Here is a 24517-nt window from a genome sequence, read left to right on the forward strand (position 1 = left end):
GGTGAGGGGGAGGACTTCTCAATGACGTCTGAAGAGTCGATCGAGGACATCTACGAGCTCGCGCCCATGCAGCAGGGCATGCTGTTCCATGCGTTGCTGGATCCCGGCGCGGGCATGTACGTCGAGCAGTTGAGCTGCGAGGTTCGTGGTTCGCTGCCCATCGCGCGGTGGAAGGAGGCCTGGCAGCAGGTCCTCGCACGGCATCCCATCCTCCGCTCGGCCTTTCTCTGGGAGGGACTGGAGAAGCCGCTCCAGGTCGTCTCGGTGGCGGCCGAAGTCCCCTGGCGCCTGGAGGACCTCCGGGGAATGCCCGGGGACGCGCAGCAACGGTGGATTGACGACTTCCTGCGAGCGGACCGTCTCCAGGGCTTCGACCTGGGTGCGCCGCCACTGATGCGCTGCGCCCTGCTGCGCCTGGACGACGACCGCACCCTGTTCGTGTGGACGTACCACCACCTCCTGCTGGACGGGTGGTGCTTCTCCATCGTCCTCCGTGAGGTACTGGGCGCCTTCGAGGAAGGCGTCGCCTCGCTCCCCCCACCGGCGCGGCCCTACCGCGACTACATCACCTGGTTGCAGGAGCAGGACCCCGCTCGCGCGGAGGTCTTCTGGCGCGAGCTGCTCGCGGGCTTCAGACAGCCCACGCCACTTCCCTTCTCGGAGCGCCAGGACAGCGGCGAAGCCGCCCACGGCACCCAGCCCCTGGTGACCCGGCGCCTGTCTCGCGAGCGCACCCAGCGGCTGACGGGGTTCGCGAAGGAACACCGGCTGACGCTCAACACGCTCGTGCAGGGAGCGTGGGCGCTGCTCCTGGCGAGAGCGTCTGGCACCGACGACGTCATCTTCGGGGTGACGGTGTCTGGCCGCCCGGCGGATCTGGCAGGCTCGGAGTCCATCGTCGGGCTCTTCATCAACACCCTGCCGCTACGGGCGCGGCTGGATGAGCGCGCTCCCGTCACCGCGTTCCTGTCCACCCTCCAGGCCCAGCAGGGCACGGTCGAGCCCTACAGCTACACCTCGCTCGCGGACATCCAGACCTGGTCGGACGCGCCGCATGACCGGCCGCTCTTCGAGAGCATCCTCGTCTTCGAGAACTACCCGCTGGACGCCTCGACGCTCCTCCCTCGGAGCGGCCTCACCATCAGCGGCGTCGATACCCACGACCGCATCAGCTATCCGCTGGCACTGGTCGCCATTCCGGGTGAGTCGCTCGAGCTCCGGGTGATGTACGCGGTGGACAGGTTCTCCCATGCGGCGGCCGAGCGCGTCGGCCGGCTGCTCGAAGCCGCCCTGCATGCGCTGGTCAGCGCGAAGACGGTGGGCGAGCTCGACTTGCTGGAGCCGGCCGCCCGTCGAGTGCTTTCGGAGTGGGGGCAGAATGCCCGCCCCTTCGATACCCGCGAGCCGATTCACCTGCGCGTGGCCCGGGCTGCCCCTGGCGCCACCGCCGTGGTCGGCGCGGATGGCGAGTCCCTCAGCTACCGCGAGCTCGACGCGCGCGCGGAGCACGTGGCGCGGCACCTGCGGCAACTGGGCGCGGGACGGGAGCGAATCGTCGGCGTGTGCATTCCCAGGTCCGCAGACATGCTGGTGGCCCTCCTGGGCGTGCTCAAGGCGGGCGCCGCCTACCTGCCCCTGGATCCCAACTACCCCGCAGAGCGACTGGAATACATCGTCGGGGATGCGGCGCCCGTCGCGATCCTCAATACGGGCTCGGACCCCATCGCGAACACGCGGGTTCCGAGACTCGACGTCACGCACGTCACGGAGGTGCCCGAAGCGCCCGCCCGCGAAGCCGTCCAGTTGGAGGACCTCGCCTACGTCATCTACACCTCCGGCTCGACAGGCTTACCCAAGGGCGTGCTCGTCACCCACCGGAACCTGCTCAACCTGGTGGACTGGCATACGGCGGCCTTCGGGCTCACGGCCAAGGACCGGACGACGCAGGTGGCCAGCATCGCCTTTGACGCCGCGGTCTGGGAAATCTGGCCAACCCTCGCTGCCGGTGCCGCGCTGCATCTCGTCCCACCCGAGTTGTCCTCGGCTCCGGCCGAGCTCGTGCGATGGCTCGTCGAGCGAAAGATTTCCGTTAGCTTCCTCCCAACGGTGGTGGCCGAGGCGGCCGTGGCGCTGCCGTGGCCTTCCACTTGCGCGCTTCGGTACATGCTCACCGGTGGCGACAGGCTCCACGCCGTTCCTCCCCCGGGCCTCCCTTTCCGGCTGGTCAACAACTATGGCCCCACCGAAACGACGGTGGTCGCCACCTCCGGCGTCGTGGACCCGGAGTACCGCCAGGGACTGCCTTCCATCGGACGCCCCATCGCGAACGCCCGCATCTACATCCTCGACCGGCAACGGCGGCCGGTCCTCCCGGGCGTCATCGGCGAGCTGTACATCGGCGGCGCAGGCGTCACCCGGGGTTACCTCAACCGCCCTGAGCTCAACGCGGAGCGCTTCGTCCCCGACCCCTTCTCCGGCGAGCCCGAAGCCCGGATGTATGCCAGCGGTGACTTCGCCCGGTTCCTTCCCGACGGCACCATCGCCTTCCACGGGCGAGCGGACCGGCAGGTCCAGGTCCGCGGCGTGCGCGTAGAGCCTGGCGAGATTGAGGCCGCCCTGGCACGGCACCCCGACGTCACGGCCGCCGCCGTGGTGAGCGAGGCGCAGCGCCAGAACGGCGATGTCCGCTTGATTGCCTTCGCCGCCAGCACGGCAGCTACCCCGCCGGAAGCAAATGCGCTCGCGGCCTTCCTGGCCACGAAGCTGCCCGTGGCGATGCTCCCCAGCCGCGTCATCGTCGTCGAGGCACTCCCGCTCACGCCCAACGGCAAGGTCGACACGGCAGCGCTCGAAGCGCACGCTCGGGAGTTCCACGGCCAGACGGAAGTGGCGGCACCACGCACGCCCCACGAGGAGATCCTCACCGGTATCTGGAGTGCAGTGCTGGGGAAGGAACGCGTCGGCATCCACGACGACTTCTTCGACTTGGGCGGCCATTCACTGAAGGCAACTCAAGTCATCGCCCGCGCTCGGGAGGCCTTCGGTGTCGAGGTTCCCGTTAGGGCCATTTTCGAGCGTCGCACTGTGGCGCAGCTCGCCGAGGCGCTCACCACTCAAGGCGCGGCTACCGAGCCCATCACACGCATTGACCTGTCCGGTGGTGCCAGCCTCGCCCCAAGCCAGGAGAGCCTGTGGTTCATCGACGCGCTCGGTGATGGGAGTGCTGCGTACAACGTCCCGCTGGTGCTCCGGCTGCAAGGGGCGCTCGATACCGTCGCACTCGCGCGCACGCTCTCCATCCTGGTCGAGCGCCACGAGGCCCTCCGCACCACCTTCCACGAGCATACGGGGGCTCCACGCCAGCACGTCGGAACGACTCCGACCTCGGTCCTCACCAGCGAGGACGTGTCGGCCAATCAGCTCGACGCTCGCATTGAGGCGGAAATCACCCGGCCTTTCTCGCTGACGCAGGGTCCGCTCTTCCGCGCCCGGCACTTCCGGCTGGCTCCGGACGAGCACGTGCTGGTCATCAACCAGCACCACATCATCGCCGACGCCTGGTCCGTCGGCATCCTCCTGCGTGAGCTCTGCATCACCTATGCGTCCCTCCTCAGCGGCGCGACGCCGGTGCTGCCCGAGCTGCCCACTCGCTACGCCGACTGGGCCTCCTGGCAGCGGCAACGGCTCGCCTCCGGCCGCTTGGAAGCCGGCCTGGCCTACTGGCGCGACGCCTTGAAGGGTGCCCCCTCCGTGCTCGCGCTTCCGACGGACCGGCCCCGCCCCGCGCGCCAACGCTTCCTTGGCAAGACGCACTCCTTCCTCCTCGCTGCGCCGCTGGGACTGCGCATCGAAGCCCTCTCCCGGAGCTCGGGCACCTCGCTGTTCATGACGCTCCTCGCCGCTTTCGCCGCCTACCTGGGGCGCATCTCCGGCCAGGAGGACATCGTCATCGGCTCGCCCATCGCCCAACGTGACAGGCACGAGACGGAAGGCGTCGTCGGCTACTTCCTCAACACCCTCGCCCTTCGCATCGACCTCTCCGGCGACCCGACCTTCTCCGAGCTGCTCTCACGCGTCCGCAAGTCCGCGCTCGACGCCTACGCTCACCAGGACGTCCCTTTCGAGAAGCTCGTCGCGGCACTCGAGTTGCCCAGAGACCTGGCTCACAACCCACTCTTCCAGGTGATGTTCGTCCTCCAGGGACAGAGCAGCGGCGAGCTGCAGCTCCCCGGCCTCCGCGCCGAAATCCAGCCGCCCGAGAGCACCTCCTCCAAGTTCGACCTCACCTTCTTCGTCGAGCCCAGGGACGGCGCCCTCGCGTGCAGCCTCGAGTACGACACCGACCTCTTCGACGCACCTCGAATCGAGCGGATGGCTTCGCACCTGGGCCGGCTGCTCGAGGCCATCGCCGAGGCGCCAGAGCTGTCAACCTCCGAGTACTCGCTCCTCTCCGAGGACGAGCGACGCCTGCTGGCAGACATTAACCGCACCGAGCGCGTCTTCCCCAGCTTCACGCTCCCCGAGCTCTTCGCGCGACAGGTCCAGACGACTCCAGATGCCATCGCGCTCGAACATCGAGGCGAGACCAGGACGTATCGACAGCTCGACATTGAGGCGGAGGCCCTGGCGGATCGGCTCACCTCGCTGGGCGTCGGGCCTGGCGTCCGCGTCGCAATCTGCATGGAGCGCTCCATTCCCGCCCTGGTCGCCGTTCTCGCGACCCTGAAGGCGGGAGGCGCCTATGTCCCATTCGACCCTGCGTACCCCGTCGAGCGCCTGCGGTACATGCTCGAAGATTCGCAGCCCCGCGTCCTCCTCACGGAGCGGCGGCACCAGGACCTGCTCTCTTCCCAGGGGCTGACGCGCGTCATCCTGGACGAACCGGGAGCACCTGCCACCAAGGCGCCGCGACCTCGGTTGGAGCCGCACCACCTCGCCTACGTCCTGTACACATCGGGGTCCACGGGCAAGCCCAAGGGCGTGGCCATGCCCCAGCGGGCACTCGTCAACCTCATCGAATGGCAGACCGAAAACGCCCGGGCGCTGCGCACGCTCCAGTTCGCGCCGCTCAACTTCGACGTGTCGTTCCAGGAGGCCTTCTCGACGTGGTGCTCGGGCGGCACGCTGGTGCTTGTCGACGAGGCGACGCGGCGTGACCCGGACGCACTGGTCGAGCTGCTCGACACCGCCCGGATCCAGCGGCTCTTCCTCCCCGCCGTGGCGCTCCATCACCTCTCGCTGGCCGCTTTGCGTGCCTCTCGACGTGTGCCCGAGCTCGTGGAGGTCATCACCGCGGGCGATCAACTCCGCATCACCGAGCCCATCCGTCGTTGGTTCCAGGCCGGGAAGATGCGCCTCGACAACCACTACGGCCCCACCGAATCGCACGTGGTCACGGCGCATGTGCTGGAGGGAGCGCCTGAGGACTGGCCCGGCTTGCCCTCGATTGGCAAGCCCATCGCGAACGCGGCGGTCCATCTGCTCGACGCCAACCGGCGTCCCGTTCCCGTGGGAGTCCCTGGCGAGCTGTACCTGGCGGGAGCCTGCCTCGCGGACGGCTACCTGTCCCGGCCGGACCTCACCGCCGAGCGGTTCATCGAGTTGCCACTCACGCCTCCCGTCCGGGCCTACCGGACCGGAGACCTGGCCCGCCTGTCGCCGGATGGAACGCTCGAGTTCCTCGGGCGCGCGGATGACCAGGTCAAGCTCCGAGGTTTCCGCGTGGAGCCAGGCGAGATTGAACGCGCGCTGTGCGCCCACCCCGACATCCACGATGCCGCGGTCATCGTGGACGGTGACGACGCGCGCGAGAAGCGGCTCATCGCTTATGTCGTGCCGGAGTCGGCGCCCATCGACGCGCTTCCCGCGTTCCTCGCCAGGGAACTGCCCGACTACATGGTCCCCTCGCTGTTCATGCCGCTCGCGGCACTGCCCCGGACGCCGAGCGGCAAGGTCGACCGCCGGGGCCTCCCCGCCCCGATTCGGCCCGAACAGGTCTCGGTGCCCGCCGAGCCCCGCACACCGACCGAAACCGCCGTGGCACAGGCCTTCGAAGAGGTACTGGGGCGCGGCGGCATCGGCCTGGACGAGGACTTCTTCAGGCTGGGCGGCCACTCCCTGCTTGCGATGCAGGTCGTCGCTCGCATCCGCGGCGTGGTGGATAGCGACCTCCGCGTCTCCGACCTCTTCGAGAATCCCACCATCGAGGGGCTGAGCGGGCTGCTCGACGCACGACGAGGCAGCCAGACGCTGAAGCGCTTCCGGATTGAGCCCGCGCCCGAGGGCGCCGCGATTCCCCTGTCGTTCTCGCAGGAACGGCTCTGGTTCCTGGAACAGCTCTACCCCGGCACTTCGACCTACAACCTGCCCATGGCGCTGCGGCTGACGGGCACGCTCGATGTCGATGCCTTCCGAGAGAGTCTGGCCGCCATCCTCCAGCGGCACCGCGTGCTGAGGATGCGCTTCGTCGAGCGCGACGGCCGTGTGTGGCAGGAGCCCTGCCTGCGCCAGGAAGCGCCCTTCGATCACATCACCGTGGGGGCGCTGTCCGACGAGGCCCTGCGCCGAGCCATCGAGGAAGAGGCCGCGCGCCCCTTCGACCTCACGCGCGGCCCCCTGTTCCGGGCGAAGCTCCTCCAGCTCAGTGAGACGGAGCACGTGCTGGTCGCGACGATGCACCATACCGTCGGAGACGGCTGGTCCATCAGCATTCTGGTGCGCGAGCTCTCCCAGCTGTACGCCGGACGCGTCAGCGGACGCTCCGTGTCGCTGCCGGAGCTTTCCGTCGACTATCTCGACTTCGCCTACCAGCAGCGGCAGTCCCTTCAGGGTGACGCGCTGGAGGAGCGGCTCGACCACTGGAGGAAGACGCTTCAGGGGGCCCCCTCCGCGCTGGAGCTGCCGATGGATCGGCCGCGCCCTCCCCGGACGACCTTGCGCGGAGCCACCCAGCGAGTCGACCTGGGCAAGGCGCTGAGTGAGGCCATCGAGACGCTCAGCCTCCGCACGGGGGGAACCAGCTTCATGGTCCTCCTTGCGGGCTTCGCGGCGTACCTGTCGCGCATCACCGGGCAGGACGACATCGTCATCGGCACGCCCGTGGCCAACCGGGACCGCGCGGAGCTCGAATCCCTGATTGGCTTCTTCGTGGGGACGGTGCCACTGCGCGTCGACCTGTCCGAGAACCCGACCTTCGAGGAGCTCATCGCGCGCGTCCGCGCAGTGGCCCTGGATGCGTATGCGTACCAGGACGTCCCGCTCGAGAAGATCGTCGAGGCGCTTGGCGTCGAGCGGAACTTGAGCCACGCGCCGCTGTTCCAGGTGATGCTGATGCTCCAGAACACGCCGGAGGGCCGCCTGAGCCTCCCCGGACTGTCCCTGGAGCCCATCGACCTGACGGGCCAGAGCGCGAAGTTCGACCTCACGTTGAGCTTCGAGCCCACGAGCCACGGCCTGGCGGGAGCCATCGAATACAGCACGGACCTCTTCGACGCGGACCGCATCGAGCGGATGGTCGCGCAGCTCCAGGTGCTCTTCGCGGATGCGATGGCGAATCCCGCGAAGCGGCTCTCCGACCTCTCCCTCCTGCCCGAGCACGAACGAAGGGCCGTCACCGCGTTCGCACAAGGACGGGTGGTGGAGCCCGCCCGACAGGTGCCGGCGTATCGGCTCGTGGAGGAACACGCGCTGCGCTCGCCGGAGGCCATCGCCCTGGAGCTCGGCACACAAACGCTCACGTACGGAGAGCTGAACCGGCGGGCGAATCGCGCCGCGCACCAGCTCATCGCGATGGGCGCCGGCCCGGAGACGCTGGTGGCCCTGGCGGTGCCCCGCTCCTTCGAGCTGATCATCGGCCTGCTCGCCATCTGGAAGGCAGGTGCCGCCTACGTCCCGCTGGACCTTTCGTACCCGAAGGAGCGCCTGGACGGCATCCTCGAGGACGCGGGCGCCACGCTCATGGTGAGTACGCACGGCGCCGAAGCACGCTGGCGCGCGCCGCACGTGCGCACGCTCTGGCTCGACGAGGTCGCGGGCACGCTTCCCTCTGGCAACCCGGAAAGCGACGTGCGCCTCGAGAACGCGGCGTATGTCATCTACACCTCGGGCTCAACGGGCAAGCCCAAGGGCGTTGTCCTGGAGCACCGCGGCCTCGCGAACGTCGTCGAGATTCAGCGGCACGAGCTGGACGTGGACGCGAGCTGCGTCGTGCTCCAGTTCTCGTCCATCTCCTTCGACGTCTCGGTCTGGGAGATCGTCATGGCCCTGGCCAACGGTGGTCGGCTGGTGCTGGCTCCTGCCGACACGCTGCTCGCGGGCGACGAGCTGGCCAGGGTGCTCATCACCCACGGCGTCACGCACATGATGCTGCCGCCGAGCTCGTACGCGGCGCTCCCCACGGACCGTGTGTATCCCGCGCTGCGAATGCCGTCCGCGGCCGGCGAAGCGCTGCCTCCCGAAGTCGTGCGCACGTGGGCACGGTCAGGCATGCCGTTCGTCAACGGCTACGGCCCGACCGAGGTGTCCATCATCAGCACGATTGGGTTCTGCCGTCCGGACGACCCCGGCGCTCCGACCATCGGGCGTCCCGCCCTCAACCTGGAAGGGTACGTCCTCGACCGCCACGGCGCCCTCCTGCCCATCGGCGTCCCGGGTGAGCTGCATCTCGGCGGCGTTGGCGTCGCCCGGGGCTACCTGCACCGCGAGGAGCTCACACGCGAGAGGTTCATCCCGCATCCGTTCAAGCCGGCGGCACGGCTGTACCGAAGTGGGGACCTGGTGCGCTGGCGCAAGGACGGCACCCTCGAGTACCTCGGCCGTATCGACCAGCAGGTCAAGCTGCGCGGCTACCGCATCGAGCTGGGGGAAATCGAGGCGGTGCTCGCCACCTACCCGGGCGTGATGAAAGCGGTGGCCCACGTGTACGCAACGGGGGACTCGGGTGGCGTGAAGACGCTGGTCGCGTACGTCATGTGCGCGGAGCCCGTGGACACCCAGGCGCTTCGCGAGCACGCCCGGAAGACGCTGCCCGAGTTCATGGTGCCCGCGGACATCATCCGCCTGGAGGCGCTGCCCCTGTCGTCCAGCGGCAAGGTGGACAAACGGCGCCTGCCCGCTCCGCGGTTCACGGAGCACACTGTGGAAACGCGCTTCGTGGCGCCGAGCACTCCCACGGAGCAGGCGCTGGCCTCGGTCTGGGAGTCCGTGCTCGAACGCCGCCCGATTGGCGCGGAGGACAACTTCTTCGACCTCGGAGGGCACTCGCTCCTGGCCGCGCAGGTGATGAGCCGGGTGCGGAGGACCTTCGGCGTCGACGTCCCCCTCGCCGCCATCTTCGAGCAACCGACACTGTCCGCGTTGGCCGCCGTCATCTCCGCCCAGGAAGCCGCGCCGCGGCTCCCACCCCTGGTCCGGTGGACGGGCACGGGCGACCGGCCGCTTTCGTTCGCCCAGGAGCGCCTGCGGTTCCTCGCCGAGCTCGAAGGCGACAGCTCGGCCTACAACATCCCGATTGCGTTCACCCTGCGAGGCGTGCTCGACGTGGACGCGCTGAGGCGGAGCCTCCAACGCGTGCTCGAACGCCACGAGGTCCTCCGGACGCGCTTCCCGCTCGTCGATGGTCAGCCCGTGGCGCGCGTGGCCGACGCGGAGCTCTCGCTATACACCGAGGACCTTCGTGGCCCGGGTGCGCCTTCGCTCGACCACCGATTGGCCGAGGAGTCCGCGCGCCCCTTCGCATTGGACCAGGGCCCCGTCGTGCGCGTGCACCTGTTCCAGCGCGCGGGCGACGAATCCGTGCTGCTGGTGAACATGCACCACATCGTGTCCGATGGCTGGTCCTTCGGCGTGATGATGCGTGAGCTCTCCGCGCTCTACGCCGCGGAGGTCCGTGGCGAGGCGCTGCAGTTGCCTGCCCTGCCCATCCAGTACACCGACTACGCGGTATGGCAGCGCAGCTGGCTCGACGGAGAGGCCCGGGAGCAGCAGCTCAGCTACTGGCGGAAGGCGTTGGCGGGGGCTCCCGCCGTGCTGGCGCTGCCCACCGACCGGCCCCGCCCCGCGGTCCGGAGCCAGAGAGGGGCTACCGAGCCGCTGTCGTTGGGCGCCTCCACCGCCCAGGCGCTCGCCACGCTGTGCCGTGAGCAAGGCGTGACGACCTTCATGGCGCTCCTGGCGGCATGGGGCGCCTACCTCGGACGCGTGAGCGGACAGGAAGACGTGGTCATCGGCTCACCGTTCGCGGGCCGCCGTCTCACGGAGACCGAGCCCCTCATCGGCTTCTTCGTGAACTCGCTGCCGCTGCGTATCGACCTGAGCCGCGAGCCGACTTTCGTCGAGCTTCTCCAGCGCGTCCGGCGGCAGGTGCTCGATGCCCACGAGCACCAGGATGTCCCCTTCGAGAAGCTCGTCGAGGTGCTCAAGCCGGAGCGTGTCCTCGGAACCAGTCCCCTCTTCCAGGTGATGCTCGCGTTCCAGCAGACGCACGCGGAGGGAATGACGCTGCCGGACCTGGAGGTCACCCCCCTGGCCCTCCCCAGCGGCGCCGCGAAGTTCGACCTCACCCTGACGCTGTCCGAGTCGCATCAAGGCTTCACGGGCCTCCTCGAATATGACCTCGACCTCTTCGACGCCTGGCGCATCCAGGCGATGGTGCGCCAGCTCGAAGGCTTCATCACCCGGCTCGCCACGGCGCCACGAACGAAGGTCGCGGACATCGAGTTGCTGAGCGCCGAGGAGCGCGCCAGGCTCCTTCCCTCGGCCCCCGCGGCGCATCCCCGGCAGCCGGCCGTCCACGAGGTCATCGCCGCCCAGGCCCGAAAGACGCCCGCGGCCATCGCCGTCGAGTCCGAAGACGGCAGCCTCACGTACGAAGCCCTGGAGGCGCGCGCGAACGGCGTGGCCCAGGCGCTTCGCCAGCGGGGTGTCCTGCCGGGAACGTTGGTGGCCCTCGCCGTGGAGCGGTCCACCGGGATGATGGCGGGCCTGCTCGGGATTCTCAAAGCAGGGGCCGCCTACCTCCCGCTCGATCCGGCATACCCACGTGAGCGTCTGGACTTCATGCTCGCGGACAGCGGAGCCCGGGTGGTCATCACCCAGGCGCACCTCGCCTCGAGGTTCCCGCAGGCGGACGTCCTGGTGCTGAGCGACGACACGCTGGCCACGTTCGAGCCCGTGAACAGCGACCTCGCCTACTGCCTGTTCACCTCCGGCTCGACGGGCCAGCCCAAGGGCGTCCTCATCGAGCATCCCGCCCTGTCACACCACATGGCGTGGATGCATGACGTCATGCCGCTGGGGCCCGGGGACCGCGTGCTTCAGCGGACGTCGCTCAGCTTCGACGCCTCTGTGTGGGAGCTGTTCGCGCCCCTGATGGTGGGCGCTCGGCTCGTGCTCGCGCCGCATGGGCTCGGAGCGGACACCGACCTCCTGGCGCGGGTGCTGCGTGAACGCGGCATCACCGTGCTCCAACTGGTGCCCTCGCTGCTCACCGCCCTGGTGGAGGCACCGGGCTTCGCCCACCTGCCGGCGCTCCGACGCATCTGCGTGGGCGGCGAGCCGCTGCCTTCGGCGACCGTGCGAAAGGTCTTCGGCCTCTCGAAGGCGGAGGTCTGGAACCTCTACGGCCCCACGGAGGCGACCATCGACGCCCTGGCGCACCGATGCCTGCCCGAGCACGTCGGGGCGCATGGGGCCACCGAGCCGATTGGCCGCCCCATCCATCGGATGGAGGCCCTCATCCTGGATGGGAGGCTGCGCCCCGTGCCCGACGGCGTGCCCGGGGAGCTCTACCTCGCGGGGCCCGGACTGGCGCGGGGATACCTGAACCGCCCGGAGTTGACGGAGGCGCGGTTCATCGAGCACGCCTTCCCGGAGGGCCCGACGCTCCGCCTGTACAAGACGGGCGATGTGGTCCGGAGGCTCGCGGATGGGACGCTGCTGTTCGTGGGCCGTGCCGACCGACAGGTGAAGCTGCGCGGTCATCGCATCGAATTGGGCGAGGTCGAAGCCGCCGTGGCCCGCCACCCGTCGGTGCGCGAAGCCGTCGCCCTGGTGCTCGGCACGGGCGGGGTCGCGCGGCTGGTGGCCTTCGTGGTGCCCCGTGCGTCCGCGCCGCGCCCCGAAGCCACCGTGCTCCGTGGCTTCGTGGAGCAGCAGCTCACGGCGACCATGGTTCCCGGGCAGTTCGTCGTGCTGGACGCGTTGCCGCTGGCGCCCAACGGCAAGGTGGACACCCGCGCGCTGGGCGCGTTGGAGCTCGCCGAAGAGCGCGTCACGTCTTTGGAGGGACTGCCCCGCGATGCCCTCGAGCTGGAGATGGTGCGGCTGTTCGAGGAGGTCCTCGGGGTGCGCGCCGTGGGCATCCACGACAGCTTCTTCGACCTGGGGGGACACTCCCTGCTGGCGCTCAAGCTGAAGCTCGCGGTCGAGAAGCGGCTGGGGCGCCCCTTCCCTCTGGTGACGCTGTTCCGCCATCCGACGCCGGCGCAGCTCACGGCGGCCCTCCGGACCGAGAGGGCGGCCCACTCTCCGCTCGTGCCGCTGACGCCCGCCGCGCACGCGCTCATGTCCGGGAGCACGGGCGCAAGCCAGACGCCGGTGCTCTACCTCGTGCCCGGCGGTGGCTCGACGCCTTTCTACCTGTTGTCCCTGGCCCGGCACCTGGACGGCGTCGCCGTGTTCGGGCTCCAGCCCCAGGGCCTGGACGGCGAGGCACCACCGCACGAGACGGTGGAGGCGATTGCGTCCTGGTATGCGGACGTCATCCTCGCCCTGCAGCCCGAGGGGCCGTACTGCGTCGGTGGACACTCCATGGGCGGACACATCGCCTACGAGCTGGCACAGGAGCTCAAGTCGCGGGGCCGGGAGGTGGGCGTCGTCGCCATGCTGGACACCCTGGCCCCCTTCCCGGAGGCCACACGCCCTCAAGGCGAGGGCTGGGACACCGCGCAGTGGATGGTCCACCTGGCCGGCATCATGGAGGAGTTCTTCAACGTGAAGATCGACCTCCTCCTGCCCGAGGTGCGCGCCATGAGCGAAGCCGAGCGGCTCCAGTTCTTCGTGACGCGGCTCCAGGCTGCGGCGGTCCTCCCCGAGGGCGCGCAGCCCGTCCACGTGCAAGGCATCCTCGACGTGGCACGAGCGCATGATGGACTGAACTACCGCCCGACACGGACGCTGCCGGTGCCCGTGGCGGTGTTCCGCGCGGACGACCGGGGTGGGGCCATCCCCCCGCCGCTGGCCCACATCGTGGAGGACGGCACGCTCGGTTGGAGTCGGCTGACGCAGCAGGTCTGCGCGGCCTACCCCATCCCCGGCACCCACCTGTCCTTGCTCCGAGACCCGCATGTGACGGTGCTCGCGCAGCACCTGCTCACGCACCTACCCCGCCCGAAGCCTGCCGCATGAACGTCCCCAAAGTCCTGAAGCTGCTGCACCTCATCGCCGTGGTGGTGTTCCTGGGAGACATCGTCGTCACGGCTGTCTGGCGCCTGCTGGCGGACCGGACGCGCGAGCCGCGCGTGATTGCCTATGCGCTGAGGCTCGTGAAGATCACCGACACGTACCTGCTGGTGCCCAGCGTCTTCACGCTCGCCGTCACGGGCATGCTGCGGGCGCACCTGGAGGGAATCCCGCTGTGGACGAACCCCGCGCTCGCCGCCGGGCAGGTGTGCTTCATGCTGTGCGGTGTCGTCTGGAGCCAGACGCTGCGCCCCATCCAGGCGCGGCAGCTGGCCATGGCGGAGTCGCTCGGCGCCGCCGGAGCGGCCTTCGACGACTACCTGCTGCTGACGAAGAAGTGGTTCCGCTGGGGCATCCTGGCCATGGCGCTCGCCTTCGGCTCCATGGTGCTGATGGTCCTCCACTGAAAACACGGCGGGGAGCCCACGCCGCCCGGCACGGGCCCCCCGAGGGTGCTTCGAAGTCAGCGGCTCAGAACCACTTGGGCGACGGACGCCGCGGAGGCAGCGGCGGGGCCTCCGGCGACTTCGCCGGAGACGTGCTCACCGCGCCCGAGGGACGGCCGCCACTCTGGCTCCGCGAACCGCCCGGGCTGCCCCGGTTGGCGCCCGAGCCACCTCCGCCCTGTGCGGCGCGGCTGCCCTCGGGACGGCCCTGGCCCCGGCCGCCACCGCCACCACCGCGGCCGCCCCGGCGCCGACGAGACGCCCCCGAAGGATGCCCGCCGCCACCGTTGCCGGCGGGACGCTGCCCGCCCTGCGGACGGCCACCATTGCCCGAAGGACGGGGCTCTGGAGCAGCGCCGGAGGCATGGCTCGCCGGCCGCGGCGCGGGCTGACCCGAGCGGTACGGGTGGTCCTCCACCACCGGCACGTTGCGGCGGATGGTGCGCTCGATGTCACGCAGGTACGCGCGCTCCTCGGCGTCACAGAAGGACACGGCGGTGCCGCTGGCGCCCGCGCGACCCGTGCGGCCGATGCGGTGCACGTACTGCTCGGGCACGTTGGGCAGGTCGTAGTTGACGACGTAGCTCAGCCCGTCGATGTCGATGCCGCGCGCGGCGATGTCCGTGGCCACCAGCACGCGGAGCGTCCCGGACCGGAACTCGTCGAGCGCGCGCTCGCGGGCATTCTGGCTCTTGTTGCCGTGGATGGCCGCCGAGCTGACGCCGGCGCCCTCGAGCTGCTTCGCCACGCGGTTCGCGCCGTGCTTGGTGCGGGTGAAGACGAGCGCGCGGGTGATGTTGCCTTCCTTCAGCAGGTGCGTCAGCAGGCCGCGCTTCTGCTCGCGCTCCACGAAGTACACCTGCTGGCTCACCGTCTCCGCGGTGCTGGAGGCGGGCGTCACCTCCACGCGGACGGGGTCCGTGAGGATGCTGCGCGCCAGGTCGACGATGTCCGGAGGCAGCGTGGCGCTGAAGAACAGCGTCTGCCGCTTGGGCGGCAGCGCCTTGATGACCCGCCGCACGTCATGGATGAAGCCCATGTCGAGCATGCGGTCGGCCTCGTCGAGCACGAACACCTCGAGCGAGCGCAGCGACACGTAGCCCTGCTCTATCAAATCGAGCAGCCGGCCCGGCGTCGCCACCAGCACGTCCACGCCGCGCTGCAGCGCCTGGACCTGCGGATTCTGCCCCACGCCGCCGAAGATGACGGTGTGGCGCAGCGGCAGGTTCTTTCCATAGGTCGCGAAGCTGTCCCCCACCTGGCCCGCGAGCTCGCGGGTAGGCGTCAGAACCAGGCAGCGCACCGGACGGGCACCGCCCGGGGGCGCCTTGGCGGACAGCCGCTGGAGGATGGGGAGCGCGAAGGCCGCCGTCTTGCCCGTGCCCGTCTGGGCCACGCCGAGCACGTCCCGCCCCGCCAGCGCGTGCGGAATGGCCTTCTGCTGGATGGGGGTGGGCGTGGTGTAACCCTCCGCCTTGACGGCGCGCAGGAGGGTTTCGTGAAGCTGGAGTTCGTCGAAAGTCATGGGTTCCTGAGGTGAAGAGAGCCCGCCCCCTCCCCAAGGGAGGAAGCCCGCGCAGCGCGCCCGTTCGGGCAATTGCCCGGGGCGCCTGGCGGTGCGCGGTCGGGCCCGGCCGGCCGAACCGCTCTGGGAACGGATGGAAACAGGGGGTGGCCCCGACCCATTCCGGAGATTCGGCGCGCGACCCTGCACTTTCCCGCTCCGGAAGTCCCGTGAAATCAACGGCTTAATCACCGGATTTCCGAGCACTGGTGGACATGGGCGCAGCCGATTCAGGGATGTCCCGCGAGCCCCGGGAGCCCCTGGCGGGGGCTCCCAGGGCCTCTGTGTCACCTCAGGCCCGCGCGTCCAGCGACGCCGCCGGCTGGAGCGCCTCGGGGATGGGCTCGTACGTCCCCAGGCGCATGCTGGCCTGGGCCCGGCCCTGCGTGCGTCCGCGGAGGCTCGTCACGTAGCCGAAGAGGCTGGCCATCGGCACCCGCGCGGAGACGACCCGCACCACCCCACGCGCCTCCATGCCCAGCACCCTCCCGCGCCGCGCCGCCAAGTCTCCCAGCACCTCGCCCAGGTACTCCTCGGGCGTGGTGACCTCCACCTCCATGACCGGCTCCAGCGGCTGCACGCCCGCGCTGCGCGCCGCGGCCTGGAGCGCCAGCGAGCCAGCCATGGCGAACGCCTGGGGTGTGGAGTCACGCACGTGCGTGTCCCCATCCACCAGCCGCACCTCCACGTCCACCAGTGGCACGCCGTCGCGCACGCCCCGTCCCATGGCGCCCGCCACGCCCTTCTCGATGGCCGGCACCAGCTCCTTGGGGATGGTGCCGCCGCGGGTGTCGTCCACGAAGACGAGCCCCGCGCCCCGAGGCGCCGGCCCCACGTCCAGCACCACGCAGGCGTACTGGCCGGGCCCGCCGGACTGGCGGACGTGCCGGTACTCCTGGCGCACCTTGCGCCGGAGCGTGTCGCGCCACGCCACCTTGGGCTGGCCCACGCGCGCCTCCACGCCGTACTCCGTCTTCAACCGGTCCACGACCACCTCCAGGTGCAGCTCACCCATGCCGGACAGCAGCACCTGGCCACTCTCCGGGTCCACGCCCACCCGAAGCGACGGATCCTCCGCCGCCAGTCGGTTCAGGCCTTCCTCCAGCTTCGTCAGCTCCGCGGGCGAGCGCGCCTCCACGGCGAGCTGCACCACGGGCTCCATGACACCCAGCGACTCCAGCACCACCGGCGCCTCCGGGTCGCACAGCGTGTCGCCGGTGCGCACGCCCTTCAGGCCGAGCGCCGCGCAGATGTCGCCCGCATGCACCTCCGCCACCTCTTCCCGGCGGTTGGCATGCATGAACATCAGGCGCCCCACCCGCTCACGCCGCCCGGTGGCGGGGTTGAGCAGGACGGTACCCGCGCGCAGCGTGCCCGAGTAGACGCGCAGGAACACGATGCCCCCCACGGCCTTGTCGCTCATCAGCTTGAACGCCAGGGCGCAGGGTGGCCCCACGTCGGACGGGGGCCGGGAGACACGCTCGTCCGTGCCCGGGACACAGCCCTCGACGGCGGCCACGTCCGACGGCGCGGGGAGGTAGTTGACGATGGCATCCAGCAACATCTGCACTCCCTTCTTCTTGAAGGCCGACCCGCACAGCACCGGCACCAGCGTCCGCGCCAGGGTGCCCGCGCGCAGGGCGCGCTCCAGGTCCTCGGCGGTGATGTCCTCCAGCCGCCCGTCCACGAACTTCTCCAGCACCGTGGCGTCCACGTCCGCGCACGCCTCGATGAGCCGCAGCCGCTGCGCCTCCACCTCCGCGCGCACCGACTCCGGCACTGGCAGGCCATCCCGGAAGCTCCCGTCCTCCGCGTCGAACGTCACCGACGCCATGCGCACCAGGTCCACCAGGCCGAGGAACGACGAGCCCTCGCCCAGGGGCCACTGCACGGCCACCGGCCGCGCGCCCAGCCGCGTCTGGATGGACGCCACGCTCATCGCGAAGTCCGCGCCCACCTTGTCCATCTTGTTGATGAAGGCGATGCGCGGCACGCCGTAGCGGTCCGCCTGCCGCCACACCGCCTCGGACTGGGGCTCCACGCCCTGGCTCGCGTCGAACACCGCCACCGCGCCGTCCAGCACGCGCAGCGAGCGCTCCACCTCGATGGTGAAGTCCACGTGGCCCGGCGTGTCCAGGATGTTGATGCGGTGAGGCACGCCCGCCCCTGGCCCCTGCCGGGGCTGCCAGAACGCGGTGGTGGCCGCGGAGGTAATCGTGATGCCGCGCTGCTTCTCCTGCGGCAGCCAGTCCATCTCCGTGGCGCCGTCGTGCACCTCTCCCACGGCGTGGATGCGGCCGGTGAAGAAGAGGACGCGCTCGGTGAGCGTCGTCTTCCCCGCGTCGATGTGCGCCATGATGCCGATGTTGCGGTACCGCTCGATACGAGTGCGGCGAGACATAGAGGACTCCCGTTCCCGTCGGACAGCGAGGTCCGCGGGTGGTGTGGTGTTGAGGCGCTGGTTGGACAGACACGACGCGGCGGGGAGGCCTCAATGGCAGACACGCGCGACACGCCGGAGGGGCACGGCTGGCCCGCTCAGGGACGCGTGAGGACACACGGAGGCACCGCGAGAGCCAGGGCGGAGCCGGGACTCACGGCACACGGGAACCAGACGACCCGCGCGCCGGAGGACACCGGTCCGCCGACTCAAATATCGAGCAGAACCTCGTGACGGGGGGCGAGGCACACGTCCGCCGCCGGCGCGAACGAGCGCGCACACAGCAGGGCGTTGAAGGAGACGGGCCTCATGATGCGCTTGAGATAAATCACAGACGCCATGTTGTCAATCCGGGCGGCCGTGCAGGCGGGCCCGGAATGGCAGACATACACCGCGGCAGATGAGAACCACGTGCACACGCGCCGCCTCGTTGTCCGCGAAGCGGCGCGGCGACGGTGCGCGGCGGCTCAGCGGACGGACACGAGCTCGGTGTCGAAGACGAGCACCGTGTAGGGCGGAATCCGGTTCCCCGAGCCCGTCGCGCCATAGCCCAGCGACGAGGGGATGATGAGCCGGCGCCGGCCGCCCACGCGCATCCCCGGGATGCCCTGGTCCCACCCGTCGATGACCTGCCCGGCGCCCAGGGTGAAGGAGAAGGCCGGCCCGTTCCCGGTGGCGTCGAAGCTGCGGCCGTCTGGCAGGTAGCCCGTGTAGCGCACCTGCACGCGCTTGCCCGCCTCCGCCACGGCACCTTCGGGCGAGAGGAAGGTGTCCTGGATGTAGAGGCCGCCGGGCAGCAGCGTCATCTTGGACAGGTCCACGTTGAGCGACTCCGCGTACGTCACCTTGGTGGGGTCACCCGAGTCGGGGTTGACTTCTTCGTCCTCGCCACAGCCGAGCAGTGAGACGGCGAGGAGCATGGGGACCAGCAGCGAGCGGAGCATGAGTGCCTCGAAGGTGTGCGCGGACCGGAAATCGGCCTCGCGGGACGGCGAAGCCTGCCCCGGACCGGGGGCGGGTGAAAGGGGCCCGGGGTGTGTCCCCTGCACCTTCCTGCCTGCTCCCCCGGAATCCTGGAGCGCGTCGGGTGGGGTTCCGTTATGCAGGGAGCCGCAATGCCACGCTGGGTCAGCCTGCTCCTCTTCTTCGTCCCCGTGCTCGCCGTGCTGGCGGTGGGCCATGTCTACCTCTACCGCCGGCTGGTCCGCGACGTGACGCGGCGCCAGAGCCTGCGGCGCGCCGGCCAGGGCCTCTTCGCCGTGGGCTTCGTGGGGGCGCTGGGCGCGCGGGCCATTGGCTCCGCCCTGCCCTCCGAGGCCGCCCGCCGCCTGGGCATCCTCTTCCTCGCGTGGATCGGGTTCGTCCTCTACCTGCTCATGTTCACCCTCGCGGTGGACGCGGTGCGAGCCCTGGCCGCGTGGCGCGCCCGCCGGAAGGAGCGCGCGGCGACGGCGACGCCCTCCGCCCCGGCATCACCGGAGCGACGGGCCCTGCTGGGCCAGGGGCTCGCCGTGGGCGCGGGCCTCGCGGGGGCGGCGGTGAGCTCGTACGGCGGCTGGCGCGCCTTCCACCCACCCGACGTCCGCGACATCCCCGTGCGGCTGCCCCACCTGCCCCGCCAGCTCGAGGGCCTCACGCTGGTGCAGCTCACCGACATCCACATCGGCGGCGTGATTCAGCGCCGCTTCATCGATGAGCTGGTGGCGCGCACCAACGCCCTCAAGCCGGACCTCATCGCCATCACCGGCGACCTGGTGGACGGCTCCGTGGCGGCGCTGGGCGGGTTCGCGGCGGGGCTGGGCAACCTGAGCGCGCGGTACGGCACGTACTTCGTCACCGGCAACCACGACTACTACTCGGGCGCCAACGCCTGGGTCGCCTTCCTGGAAGGCCTGGGCATCCAGGTGCTGCGCAACCGCTCGGTGTCCATTGGCGACCGCGCGGCGTCCTTCCAGCTCGCGGGCGTGGATGACTGGAGCGCGCACCGCATGGGCGAGCCGGGCTACGACCTGGACGCGGCCCTGCGCGACGTGCGCCCGGACCGGGCCTCGGTGCTGCTGGCGCACCAGCCGTCCAACTTCGACGAGGTGGCCCGGCGCGGCGTGGGGCTCCAGGTGTCCGGCCACACGCACGGCGGCCAGATGTTCCCGGGCAACCTCATGGGCGACCTCATCTGGGGCGACCGCAACGCGGGGCTGAGCCGCACGGGGGATTCGCTCATCTACGTCAGCCGGGGCTGCGGCTTCGTGGGCCCGCCCATGCGCGTGGGCGCGCCCCCGGAGATTGCCCGGCTGGTGCTGCTGCCCGCGTAGGCGCCGGGCGCTTCAGCCCAGCGACATGTCCAGCACCAGCGCGAGCACGAAGCCCCACATGAGGCCGGTGGTGGCCTCGCGCTCGAAGCCGCCGCGGTGGCTCTCCGGAATCATCTCGTGGCTGATGACATACAGCATCGCCCCGCCCGCGAAGGCCAGGCCCCACGGCAGCAGCGCCGAGCTGAGCGACAGCGCGCCGATGCCGAACAGGGCCCCCACCGGCTCCACCAGGCCGGTGAGCAGCGCGAGCACGGCGGCGCGCGGCGCCGATGCCCCGGTGGCACGCAAGGCGAGCGCCACCACCAGCCCCTCGGGGACGTTCTGCGCGCCGATGCCCAGCGCCACCGACAGGCCCAGCTCGGGCTGAGGCGCCGCGAAGGACACCCCCACCGCCAGCCCCTCGGGGAAGTTGTGCAGCGTCATGGCCAGCACGAACAGCAGCACGCTGTTCCACTGGGTGCCGCCGTGGCCCTCATGGCCCTTGAGCGAGTGCTCGTGCGGCATCAGGTCATGCCACACACGCAGGAAGAGTCCGCCACACAACACCGCTGCCGCCACGCGCAGCGCCGCGGAGGGGCCGTCGTGGCCCTGGCCTCGCACCAGCTCCATGGCCGGGATGACGAGCGAGAAGGACGTGGCCGCCAGCATCACCCCCGCGCTGAAGCCCAGCATCCGGTCCTGGGCCTTCCGGCTGAGCTCCGAGGTGACGAGCACCGGGAGCGCCCCCAATCCTGTCGCCATCCCCGCCAGCAGGCTTGCCACCAGCCCCGCCCACATGCCTTCGATGCTCCAATGTTCCACGCGTCCGAGGTGCCTCCGCGCTCAACACTAACGGCGTCGCCCCGCGGGGCAGTGCCCGTTGTGACTGGCGCACGCAACCCCGCGACTTTCCTGCCCTTTAGCCTCACGACCTTGAGATTCGCGGCCGCCGGAAACACTTTCGCGGGTGGCCCGTAGATGAGCCGGGTGATGAGGAGTCCAACGGACGAAGAGCTCATGGAACGGTTTCTCGACGGAGCACAGGACGCCTTCGAGGACCTCTTCGCGCGTCACGCGGGGCGGGTCCAGGGGTTCCTGGCCCGGATGGTGCGCGATGGCGCGCTCGCGGAGGACCTCCTTCAGGCCACCTTTCTGTCCGTCATCCGCTCGCGGGGCCGCTATGAGCCCGGCACGCGCTTCACCTCGTGGCTGATGACCATCGCCGCCAACGCCGCGCGCGACGCGCTGAGACACCAGCGGCACGTGGATGCCTACTCCGCCTCGGAGGCCCCCTCCCCGGCCGAGGCCGCCGGGCCCGACGCCAGCGACCCCTCCCTGCGCCGGCACCTGCTGGATGCGCTGCAGCAGCTCCACCCCGACCACCGCGAGGCCGTGGTGCTGAGCAAGGTGGAGGGCTGGTCCTTCGAGGAGATTGGCGCGCTGCGCGGCATCAGCGCGGGCGCGGCGCGGCTCCGGGCCCACCGGGGCTACGAGAAGCTGCGCGAGCTGCTGGGCGAGCTGGAGGTGGCGCGATGAAGCCACCCGTGGACCTCGACGGCCTGCTCTCCGAGCCGCCGGCCCGCGACGCCGAGGCCCTGGCGCGCGTGCTCACGGCGGCCCGCGGTGAGCTGGCCCTGCGGCGGCCGGTGCGGCGCTGGCGCACCCAGGCCGCGTGGCTGATGGCCGCCTCCGCGGGGCTGGGGCTCCTGGCGGCCGTGGTGATGTTCGTGATGGGCGCCGTCTCCGGCCCGCTGCTGCTGGCCCGCGCGCCGCTGCTGGCGATGCTGGTGGCCACCAGCGCGGTGTGCGCGTGGGGCGCGATGTCTCCCGGAGGCAGGTGGCTGCGCAGGCTCGGTGTGGGGCTCGCCGTGGTCAGCGCGGCGGCCGTCGTCCTCGCCCGGGGGACGCCGCACGCCGCGCCCACGCTGCCCGGCTGGGTGTGCACCGTCAGCCACCTGGCCATCGGCGCGGTGCCCCTGGTGGTGGCACTCATCGCGCTGCGCGGCACCGTCTTCCAGCCCCTGCGTGCCGCCGTGGCGGGGCTGTCGGTGGGCTCGACCGGGGCGCTGCTCGGCGAGCTCGCGTGTGAGCAGGACGGGCGGCACGTCATCACCCACCACCTGCTGGCATGGGTCGTCATCACCGTCGTGCTGGTGGTCATCTCCAAGTCGCTCAAGCCCCGTTCCTACGCGCCATGACCCAGGACCCCTCTCTCATCATCTGCCATGACGTGGACGGCGCTCCGGTGCGCATGGGCGAAACCGTGAAGGTCGTCGCGCGCTCCGAGGACGGCACCATCAGCCAGCGCTTCCTGGGCAGGACGGGCGTGGTGGTGGCGCTGGTGTTCGACGACCCGGCGTCGCAGTACCCGGATGACCCGCTCATCCAGGTGCTCGTCGAGGGCCTGGGCGAGGACCTCTTCTTTCCGGAGGAGCTGGAGCTGGCACCGGAGTGGGCACGCAACCGCATCGCCCAGCACCGTCAGGCGGTGCGCGCCGTCAGCCGGAACAGCGCGGAGCGCCTGACCTGACGCGCCTCAGCGGCCACTCGCACGCTGGCGGGCGGACGCCACCGCCTGGGTGATGCGCTGGGAGCTGGGAAAGAGGGTCCGCGCCCGCTCCTCCACCTCCAGCGCGGCGTCGAGCTCACCCTGGGCGCCCAGCGCCAGGATTCGCCCCGCCCATGCCTCTTCCAGCAGCGCCAGCGCGCCCTCGGCCGCGGAGGCGAAGGCCCGCTCCGCCTCCACCGGCGCGTCCCGCACCATGCCGAGGAAGCGCCCCAGCTCCAGCAGCGGCTCCGGTGCCCCCGCGGAGACGTCCGCCGCGGCCCGGAGCGCCTGCTCGGCCTCGGCCACCACGGCCTCCGGGTCCGCCGCCTCATGACGGCCTGCCAGCAACGCCTGGCTCAGGGACAAGAGGTTGGGGACGAAGGCGGGGCAATCCCGGGCCAGCGCCCGGTAGGCCTCCACCCTGCGGCCGCCGTCCAGCGGCTCCGCGTTCGCCAGCTTCCACTGCCGGCGCAGCTCCTGGGGGGACACGTGCTGTGACATGTCCGCACCCTACGCCGCCGGCGCACCCACGTGTGAAGGGAGCGCGCCTCAGTACGTGGCGGTGACGCCCCAGTGCAGGCTGGAGTACGTCTCCGCCGCGACGCCGCCCGCGTCCCAACCCAGCTTCGTCCCGGCGCCGGAGAAGGTGTCCTGGAAGCGCGACACGCGGAAGCGCACCGAGTACCCGAAGGGCCCCCAGATGTCTCCCGCCACGCCCAGCTCCGCCTCCCAGCCGAAGCTGGACACGGACGTGCCGTAGTCACTCAGCTCCGCATCCAGCGCGCTGCCGCCGCCCCCCAGGCTCTTGCCCGGACGCGGGCTCAGGAAGATCTGCCCCGCCCCCTCCAGCCGCGCCCAGTCGACCAGCGGCATCGACACCTCCAGCCCCACCGCGGCGAAGACGCGATGCGTCCCGGTGAGCGGGCTGTCGGCGGACTCGTCCACGTCGAAGGCGCGGGTGCGCAGGCCGCCGCGCAGGCCCGCGTAGCCGGACCGCGGGTTCGCTCCGTCCATGTCGAAGAAGTAGCGGTACATGGCCTGCGCCGTGAGCACCGAGTCCGTGGCCACCACCTCGCGCGTGGTGGACTGGCCCGCGTCCCCCACCAGCGTCACGTTCGTGGACGCGTACCCACGCTGATAGCCGAGCACCAAGCCCAGGCCCCGCAGCAACGACGGGTTGCGCGCCAGCGGCAGCAACTCCAGCTCGGCGAAGATGCCCAGGTACGGCACCGACGAGGAATAGCTCACCGTGTCGCCCAGCCGCTCGTCCTCCGGAAGCCGGTCGTACGCACCACATGACTTCACGCCGGGGCGCGCGCAGTAGCTGCGCCACGTCGTCGTACCGCCCAGCGTGAGCCGGGCCAGCGGCGGCCCCGCCACCGCGTCCCCCACCGTGCCACCCGAGCCCGTGTCCAACGCCACCTCCAGGAACGGGTCGGTGGTGGTGTGCGACGCCGGGCCCACCTCCACCCCTCGCGTCCCTTCGACCTCGGACCGGGACGCCACCGCGGGCTCCTCGGGGAGCGAGCGCGCCTCGTGCCGGGTGCCTCGCAGCGCGGATTCGAGCTGGGCGCCCAGCCGCCGCCGGGAGTCCCCTTCCAGGCCCAACACCACGATGCTCGGCTTCGCGTCCGCCACGGCCTGGCGCTTCGCCGCGGCTGCCAGCGCCGGCGGAGCGGCCAGCGCCACCACGAGGGCGCACCACAGCCCCCAGCGAACCATCGAGTGTCGGGCGTTCGTCATGCCCCACGAGGTTCACCCACCCCGTCG

Annotated in this window: 13 protein-coding genes; 6 read left to right on the plus strand and 7 right to left on the minus strand. The window is 70.8% G+C overall.

What is annotated here, in order from left to right; all coding sequences use genetic code 11:
• The first annotated feature begins 21 nt into the window (after positions 1-21).
• Entirely contained in the window at positions 22-13404 is a 13383-nt protein-coding gene (locus tag VZL07_RS36080) for an amino acid adenylation domain-containing protein (RefSeq protein WP_426752486.1), read from the plus strand.
• The gene (locus VZL07_RS36085) at positions 13401-13865 is read left to right on the plus strand and encodes a DUF2269 family protein (RefSeq protein WP_426752487.1); all 465 of its coding nucleotides are present in this window, start codon (positions 13401-13403) and stop codon (positions 13863-13865) included. The genes VZL07_RS36080 and VZL07_RS36085 overlap by 4 nt, the downstream gene beginning before the upstream one ends.
• A 64-nt stretch (positions 13866-13929) precedes the next feature.
• Here VZL07_RS36085 and VZL07_RS36090 read toward each other — a convergent pair whose 3' ends face one another.
• From VZL07_RS36090 to VZL07_RS36105, 4 genes are all read right to left on the minus strand, one after another.
• A complete protein-coding gene (locus tag VZL07_RS36090) occupies positions 13930-15429 on the minus strand; it encodes a DEAD/DEAH box helicase (protein WP_426752488.1) in 1500 nt (499 codons plus the stop codon).
• Between the two features lie 331 nt (positions 15430-15760).
• The gene (gene fusA / locus VZL07_RS36095; protein ID WP_426752489.1) at positions 15761-17869 is read right to left on the minus strand and encodes an elongation factor G; all 2109 of its coding nucleotides are present in this window, start codon (positions 17867-17869) and stop codon (positions 15761-15763) included.
• Positions 17870-18117: 248 nt separating this feature from the next.
• On the minus strand, positions 18118-18249 hold the full coding sequence (locus tag VZL07_RS36100; RefSeq protein ID WP_426752490.1) for a hypothetical protein: 132 nt from the start codon (positions 18247-18249) through the stop codon (positions 18118-18120).
• A gap of 126 nt (positions 18250-18375) precedes the next feature.
• Positions 18376-18852: an FKBP-type peptidyl-prolyl cis-trans isomerase gene (locus VZL07_RS36105; RefSeq protein WP_426752491.1), complete on the minus strand. Its 477-nt coding sequence runs from the start codon at positions 18850-18852 to the stop codon at positions 18376-18378.
• 171 nt (positions 18853-19023) lie between these two features.
• On the opposite strand from VZL07_RS36105, the gene VZL07_RS36110 reads away from it, so the two are divergent.
• Positions 19024-20220, plus strand: coding sequence for a metallophosphoesterase (locus tag VZL07_RS36110; RefSeq protein ID WP_426752492.1), 1197 nt, complete (start codon positions 19024-19026; stop codon positions 20218-20220).
• Positions 20221-20232: 12 nt separating this feature from the next.
• Here VZL07_RS36110 and VZL07_RS36115 read toward each other — a convergent pair whose 3' ends face one another.
• The gene (locus VZL07_RS36115) at positions 20233-20997 is read right to left on the minus strand and encodes a ZIP family metal transporter (RefSeq protein WP_426757444.1); all 765 of its coding nucleotides are present in this window, start codon (positions 20995-20997) and stop codon (positions 20233-20235) included.
• 192 nt (positions 20998-21189) lie between these two features.
• Here VZL07_RS36115 and VZL07_RS36120 point away from each other — a divergent pair, with 192 nt between their 5' ends.
• The 3 genes from VZL07_RS36120 to VZL07_RS36130 are packed head-to-tail and all read left to right on the plus strand — an operon-like array spanning position 21190 to position 22729.
• Complete coding sequence (locus VZL07_RS36120; RefSeq protein ID WP_426752493.1) at positions 21190-21735, plus strand: RNA polymerase sigma factor; 546 nt, start codon at positions 21190-21192, stop codon at positions 21733-21735.
• On the plus strand, positions 21732-22397 hold the full coding sequence (locus VZL07_RS36125) for a DUF1109 domain-containing protein (protein ID WP_426752494.1): 666 nt from the start codon (positions 21732-21734) through the stop codon (positions 22395-22397). Before VZL07_RS36120 ends, VZL07_RS36125 begins: the two co-directional genes overlap by 4 nt.
• Entirely contained in the window at positions 22394-22729 is a 336-nt protein-coding gene (locus VZL07_RS36130; RefSeq protein WP_426752495.1) for a Carotenogenesis protein CarS, read from the plus strand. Before VZL07_RS36125 ends, VZL07_RS36130 begins: the two co-directional genes overlap by 4 nt.
• A 6-nt stretch (positions 22730-22735) precedes the next feature.
• Here VZL07_RS36130 and VZL07_RS36135 read toward each other — a convergent pair whose 3' ends face one another.
• Entirely contained in the window at positions 22736-23248 is a 513-nt protein-coding gene (locus tag VZL07_RS36135) for a hypothetical protein (RefSeq protein WP_426752496.1), read from the minus strand.
• A 48-nt stretch (positions 23249-23296) separates the two neighbouring features.
• Entirely contained in the window at positions 23297-24490 is a 1194-nt protein-coding gene (locus tag VZL07_RS36140; RefSeq protein ID WP_426752497.1) for a hypothetical protein, read from the minus strand.
• Between the last annotated feature and the right edge of the window lie 27 nt (positions 24491-24517).

Source organism: Pseudomyxococcus flavus, assembly GCF_050038885.1.
Taxonomy (GTDB): Bacteria; Myxococcota; Myxococcia; order Myxococcales; family Myxococcaceae; genus Myxococcus; species Myxococcus flavus.

Excerpts from the sequence above, each read along its gene's own strand:
- VZL07_RS36080 (WP_426752486.1), top strand. The coding sequence starts at position 22 with ATGACGTCTGAAGAGTCGATCGAGGACATCTACGAGCTCGCGCCCATG.
- VZL07_RS36085 (WP_426752487.1), top strand. The coding sequence starts at position 13,401 with ATGAACGTCCCCAAAGTCCTGAAGCTGCTGCACCTCATCGCCGTGGTG.
- VZL07_RS36090 (WP_426752488.1), bottom strand. The coding sequence starts at position 15,429 with ATGACTTTCGACGAACTCCAGCTTCACGAAACCCTCCTGCGCGCCGTC.
- fusA (WP_426752489.1), bottom strand. The coding sequence starts at position 17,869 with ATGTCTCGCCGCACTCGTATCGAGCGGTACCGCAACATCGGCATCATG.
- VZL07_RS36100 (WP_426752490.1), bottom strand. The coding sequence starts at position 18,249 with ATGGCGTCTGTGATTTATCTCAAGCGCATCATGAGGCCCGTCTCCTTC.
- VZL07_RS36105 (WP_426752491.1), bottom strand. The coding sequence starts at position 18,852 with ATGCTCCGCTCGCTGCTGGTCCCCATGCTCCTCGCCGTCTCACTGCTC.
- VZL07_RS36110 (WP_426752492.1), top strand. The coding sequence starts at position 19,024 with ATGCCACGCTGGGTCAGCCTGCTCCTCTTCTTCGTCCCCGTGCTCGCC.
- VZL07_RS36115 (WP_426757444.1), bottom strand. The coding sequence starts at position 20,997 with ATGTGGGCGGGGCTGGTGGCAAGCCTGCTGGCGGGGATGGCGACAGGA.
- VZL07_RS36120 (WP_426752493.1), top strand. The coding sequence starts at position 21,190 with ATGAGGAGTCCAACGGACGAAGAGCTCATGGAACGGTTTCTCGACGGA.
- VZL07_RS36125 (WP_426752494.1), top strand. The coding sequence starts at position 21,732 with ATGAAGCCACCCGTGGACCTCGACGGCCTGCTCTCCGAGCCGCCGGCC.
- VZL07_RS36130 (WP_426752495.1), top strand. The coding sequence starts at position 22,394 with ATGACCCAGGACCCCTCTCTCATCATCTGCCATGACGTGGACGGCGCT.
- VZL07_RS36135 (WP_426752496.1), bottom strand. The coding sequence starts at position 23,248 with ATGTCACAGCACGTGTCCCCCCAGGAGCTGCGCCGGCAGTGGAAGCTG.
- VZL07_RS36140 (WP_426752497.1), bottom strand. The coding sequence starts at position 24,490 with ATGACGAACGCCCGACACTCGATGGTTCGCTGGGGGCTGTGGTGCGCC.